4 protein-coding genes are annotated in these 3,592 nt (G+C 72.8%); 3 read left to right on the top strand and 1 reads right to left on the bottom strand.

Annotated features, from left to right (window positions below; genetic code table 11):
* Positions 1–66: 66 nt before the first annotated feature.
* The 3 genes from FNQ90_RS16175 to FNQ90_RS16165 all read left to right on the top strand — a co-directional run bounded on the left by FNQ90_RS16175 (position 67) and on the right by FNQ90_RS16165 (position 2,169).
* Positions 67–504 carry an Hsp20/alpha crystallin family protein gene (locus tag FNQ90_RS16175; protein ID WP_182607033.1) on the top strand — a complete coding sequence of 146 codons (438 nt, stop codon included), beginning with the start codon at positions 67–69 and terminating at the stop codon, positions 502–504.
* A gap of 182 nt (positions 505–686) precedes the next feature.
* Positions 687–1,439, top strand: a complete 753-nt coding sequence (locus FNQ90_RS16170) for an SDR family NAD(P)-dependent oxidoreductase (protein ID WP_323380000.1) — start codon at positions 687–689, stop codon at positions 1,437–1,439.
* A 49-nt stretch (positions 1,440–1,488) separates the two neighbouring features.
* Positions 1,489–2,169, top strand: coding sequence for a pirin family protein (locus tag FNQ90_RS16165; RefSeq protein ID WP_182607032.1), 681 nt, complete (start codon positions 1,489–1,491; stop codon positions 2,167–2,169).
* 60 nt (positions 2,170–2,229) lie between these two features.
* Here FNQ90_RS16165 and FNQ90_RS16160 read toward each other — a convergent pair whose 3' ends face one another.
* Positions 2,230–3,087, bottom strand: a complete 858-nt coding sequence (locus FNQ90_RS16160; RefSeq protein ID WP_182607031.1) for a serine hydrolase domain-containing protein — start codon at positions 3,085–3,087, stop codon at positions 2,230–2,232.
* Positions 3,088–3,592 lie beyond the last annotated feature (505 nt).

The raw sequence follows: 3,592 nt of genomic DNA, 5'->3' as shown, positions 1-3,592 counted from the left end.
GAGCACAGTGGGAGAGGGGGTGGCCGGGGGGAGAGACCTATTCGCGCCATGGACCGGGAGACGGATATGGCAGGCGAGATCATCCGCGGGTTCCCAGCTCTTCGACCCGTGTGGTCCGACTGGTTCGACACCCTCTCGACGGAGTCCCCGCTGTTCGGCGGCGATCACCCGATCCGCATCGAGGAGGGCCGCGAGAACGGGGCGTACGTGCTGCGGGCCGAACTTCCCGGCGTCGATCCGCAGGAGGACGTCGAGATCACGGTGGACGACGGCACGTTGACCATCCACGCCGAGCGCACCGAGGAGTCGAGCGGCCGGGACGGGGGCGGACACCGCACCGAGTTCCGCTACGGGTCCCTCACCCGGGCCGTCCAGCTGCCCCGGGGGGTCATCGAGGACCGGATCACCGCGGAATACGACAAGGGAGTCCTCACCGTTCGGGCGCCGATCGAGGGGGCCGAGCGGCCGTCGGGACGCCGGGTGGAGGTGACCCGCGGCGAATGACGTTCTCCCCTCCGCTCCCCGCCCCGTCCGTCACGGACGGGGCGGGGAGCGGAGGGGAGCAGAGGGGAGAACGGAAAGCGGCGACAGGGGACAACAAGAGAGGGAAGGAGATGAAAAGAGGCGAAAAAGAGTGAGGCGGAAAGGAGTGAAGGGCGGAAGACGAAAAGCGGAAAGGAGTGGATGTGCGCACATCGGAGAAGGAAACGGTGGTGGTGACGGGGGGCGCCCGGGGAATCGGCGCGGCCACCGCGCGCCTGCTGGTGGAGCGCGGATGTGCGGTGGTCATCGCCGATGTCCTGGACGATGAGGCGGCCCGCCTGGCGGAGGAACCGGGACCGCCGGCGGAACACCGTCATCCGGACGTGACGGAGCCCGGGCAATGGGAACGGGTGTTTCGGGAAACCGCCCGGACCCGGGGTCCGATCACCGGTCTGGTCAACAATGCCGGAATTCTGGCCATCGGGAGCATCGAGGAGCAGACACCGGAGGAATTCCGCCGGGTGTGGGAGGTCAATCTCCTCGGTGCCTGGCCGGGCATGCGCGCGGCCCTCCCCCATCTGCGCCGGGCCGGCGGGGGCGCGGTGGTGAACGTCTCCTCCACGGCGGGGCTCATGGGGTACGCGGACCTCGGCGCCTACGTCGCGAGCAAGTGGGCTCTGCGGGGTCTGACGAAGACGGCGGCCCTGGAGTTCGCCCGGGACGGTGTGCGGGTGTGCTCCCTGCACCCCGGGCCGATCGACACCCCGATGACGGCGGGTATGGACGACTCGGTGGTGGCGGGGCAGCCGCTTCCCCGTTTCGGAACCCCGCGGGAGCCGGCCGCGATGATCGTGTTCCTCCTGCGGGAGGCGACATTCTCCATCGGCTCCGAGTTCGTGGCGGACGGTGGGGCCACCACCGGCAGCACCGTGATCTCCGAGCTCGACCGGGACTGAGCGGTGACCTCGGCGCGCGGGGACCGGAAGCGGCTATGTTGGGTTCGTGATGCGCGTGTGGCGGGGTGGGGAGCGGTATCCGGGCGGTGATCCGGCGGCGGGGATCGAGTCGTCGCACGCCTTCTCCTTCGGGGCCCACTTCGACCCGGCGAACCTGGGGTTCGGGCGGCTGATCGCCGCCAACGAGGAACGCCTCGCCCCCGGAGCCGGCTTCGAGGAGCACCCGCACAGTGGTGTGGAGATCGTCAGTTGGGTGCTGGAGGGGGAGTTGACGCACGAGAGCCCCGACGGCCCCCCGGTGGTGGTACGCCCCGGTGATCTCCAGGTCCTCGGCGCGGGCAGCGGCGTGCGGCACACGGAGCGCAACGCCGGGTCGGTGCCCGCGCGGTTCCTCCAGTTCTGGTTGACGCCGCTGGGCGAGCCGGGGGAGCCGGAGCACCGCGTGGTGCGGGCCCTGCCGACGGGGGAGCCGTACCCGGTGTCACGGGCCGGGGCCGCCCTGACGGTCCACCGCCCCGGCGAGGGGGAACGGTGCGACCTGCCGGCGGGGGAGTGGTGTTACGCGCACGTGGCGTCGGGGTCCGTGGAGTTCCGTGACCGGGGTGCCGCGGGAGAGCACACGCGGTACGCGGTGGCGGGGGACGCGGCGCGGATCGCGGACGCCGGAACGGTGACGGCGGTCGCCGCGGAGGCCGGGACGGAACTCCTGGTCTGGTCGCCTCCGCGGTAGTGGTCCCCGCCGGGACCCCGGGCCCGGCCGCCCGTTCCCCCTCACTCCCGGGGATCCGTGTCAGCCGGCGTCCGCCGCGGCCGGCTCCCGTTCCCCGTCCGCGGTGCCCCGCAACTCCTCCAGGACCGCGTCGGTGAACCGGGGCCACACCACGCCGGCCCACGGACCGAAGTCGCGGTCGGTCACGGCCACCGCCGCCACCCGGGCGTCCGGATCCACCCACAGGAAGGTCCCCGACTGACCGAAGTGACCGAAGGTCCGCGGGGACGAGAGGGCGCCGGTCCAGTGCGGCGACTTGTTCCCCCGGATCTCGAAGCCCAGACCCCAGTCGTTCGGCTTGTGCTGTCCGAAGCCGGGCAGCACCCCGTTCAGCCCCGGGAACACCGGTCGGGTCGCCTCCGCCGCGGTGGCGGGGTCCAGCAGCCGGGGCGCCTGGACCTCGGCGGCGAAGCGCGCCAGATCCTCCACGGTGGAGACGGCGTCCTTGGCGGGGGAGCCCCGCAGTTCCGTCGCCGTCATCCCCAGCGGCTCCAGCACGGCCTGGCGCAGGTACTCCGCGAAGGGCATCCCCGCCGCCGCCTCCAGATGCTCGGCCAGCACCTCGAAACCGGCGTTGGAGTACAGCCGCCGGGTGCCCGGTTCGGCCATCTCCCGCCGCTCGTCGAAGGCGAGCCCCGAGGTGTGGGCGAGCAGGTGTCGAACGGTGGAGCCCTTCGGACCGGCGGGCTCGTCCAACTCGATGGCGCCCTCCTCGATCGCGATCAACATCGCCCAGGCCGCCAACGGCTTGGTCACCGAGGCCAGGGGGAGCCGTTCCCCGACCGGCCCGTGGAACGCGACCGGCCCGCCGTCCGCCGGGATCACGGCCGCCGCCGCCCGGGGCACCGGCCACTGCTCGATCATCGCCAGAGACTCCATGCGTCGAGCCTAACCCGCCGTCTCCCGCGCCCCCTCGGGCACGCCGGGACGGGGCCGGACCGTTCGCCGCGAACGCCCCCACCGGCCGCGCCCCGCTCCCGGCCGGCCGGAGGCGGACCATCCGCGCCCCGGGCCGCCGTCCCGTGCACGCGCGGGTCACGGGGAGAGGCCGGTTGGACGGTACATCCTCCCCGGAAGGGTTCCGGAGCCTCTTCGTGCTGGCCCGAGGGGTGCCGGCCGGCATACGATCCGGCAAGCCGGGGGAACTGGTGTCCGGCTGTGCCGGGGAGCGGGTGGGAACGATGAGTTGCTCGCAGTGTCACGTGGGACGTGCCTGGGACGCGTACGGCCGGTGCGAACCCTGTTCGCGCGCGAATGTGAACCTCGGGCCGGTCGGCTCGGAACTGGTGGCGGCACCGGTCGAGCCCCCGGCCCCGGAACCGGCCCCGGAACCCGTCGCGAACAACCCGGGCGGCGAGGTCCCCTCCTCGCTTCCGCCACGCCC

The sequence above is a fragment of the Streptomyces alkaliphilus genome (assembly GCF_014141535.1).
In the GTDB taxonomy this organism is placed as follows: Bacteria; Actinomycetota; Actinomycetes; order Streptomycetales; family Streptomycetaceae; genus Streptomyces; species Streptomyces alkaliphilus.
This window is presented reverse-complemented; position numbering and strand designations above follow the sequence as displayed.

Excerpts from the sequence above, each read along its gene's own strand:
- FNQ90_RS16165 (WP_182607032.1), top strand. The coding sequence starts at position 1,489 with ATGCGCGTGTGGCGGGGTGGGGAGCGGTATCCGGGCGGTGATCCGGCG.
- FNQ90_RS16160 (WP_182607031.1), bottom strand. The coding sequence starts at position 3,087 with ATGGAGTCTCTGGCGATGATCGAGCAGTGGCCGGTGCCCCGGGCGGCG.
- FNQ90_RS16175 (WP_182607033.1), top strand. The coding sequence starts at position 67 with ATGGCAGGCGAGATCATCCGCGGGTTCCCAGCTCTTCGACCCGTGTGG.